The sequence below is a fragment of the Pseudomonas syringae pv. cilantro genome (assembly GCF_001293775.1).
Classification (GTDB): domain Bacteria; phylum Pseudomonadota; class Gammaproteobacteria; order Pseudomonadales; family Pseudomonadaceae; genus Aquipseudomonas; species Aquipseudomonas syringae_P.
In genome coordinates this window covers 1,907-3,036 of sequence record NZ_LGLN01000100.1, presented here as the reverse complement: position 1 = coordinate 3,036, position 1,130 = coordinate 1,907, and the positions used below count along the sequence as shown (strand labels likewise).

At 54.2% G+C, this 1,130-nt stretch carries 1 protein-coding gene; it reads right to left on the bottom strand.

The genetic code is table 11. The features are described 5' to 3' along the window. Positions 1-87: 87 nt before the first annotated feature. Positions 88-1,130: DNA topoisomerase (locus tag ABJ99_RS26335; protein WP_195842924.1), on the bottom strand; the 1,043-nt coding region annotated here is incomplete at its 5' end.

Genomic DNA, 1,130 nt, shown 5'->3' with positions numbered 1-1,130 from the left:
CACTGATGACCGTCAGTGACCAACGGGGTGGAACAGTGAATGGAGCTATTGTGGCATAACATTTGTGGGGATGCTACACGCAGCCTGTCAGCTGCCTGATGCGGCTCTGGCCTGCGGCTTAGCAGATTTGCTGGGGGACTTCTTTTTCTTTTGCTCAATATTAACGGTGCCCTTGCACTCTGGGTATCGAGTGCAGGCCCAAAACACGCCTGAAGAGCCTTTGCGCTGTGACATTTTCGCACGGCAGAGCGGGCATTCGGGTCCCTCTGGCACTGTGATGGACAGCGTCGTCCCTTTGTACTGCTCTACCAGTCTGGTGATCCAGGCTGACTGTCGGGCAATAAAATCATCCAGTGTAAGGGTGCCTTGCTCGATCATCGTGAGTGCCTGTTCCCAGATCGCAGTGGTGCCGGGGTCGGCCACGGCAGGAGGGACTGCATCAATCAGTGAAAACGCTGCCTCAGAGGCCCTTATCGCACGACCTTTCTTGATGAGTGATCCTCTATCTATCAAGCCTTGGATAGTAGCTGCGCGGGTTGCTTCAGTCCCAATGCCCGTTGTTTCCTTGAGTTTCTGAGCCAGCCGCGGGTCTTTGACCATCTTGGCGATGGTTTTCATCGCTTTGATCAACGTACCTTCGGTGTAGGGTTTTGGCGGTTCGGTTTTCTGCGCCTTCAACTGCAGGTCCTGAAGGTCACACCGAGTGCCCATTTGAAGTATGGGGAGGGTTTGAGAACGTCCGGTGCTTTCTTCTCCATCATCGTCGTACGATGTAGCAAAGAGCATTTTCCAGCCTGGCACAATAATCCGCTTGCCCACGGCCTGCAGTGAAACCGCGTTGCACTCGAAGGTGGCCACGGTACGGTCATATTCATGGGTAGGCATGAACTGCGCGAGAAAGTGTGCGCGAATCAATTCATAGACCTTGCGCTCCTTCTCAGACATCGCCGACAGGTTTGCAGGTTCAAGCGTCGGGATGATCCCGTGGTGAGGGCCGGTGATTTTTTTGTCGTTCCATGCACGCGACCGTAGCTTAGAGTCAATCAGTCGCAGTGTCTCGTCGATGGTGGGATCAGTGCGCTTTAGAGCATCAAGAACCATGGGGACTTCATCCAGCATGCTCTCTGGCA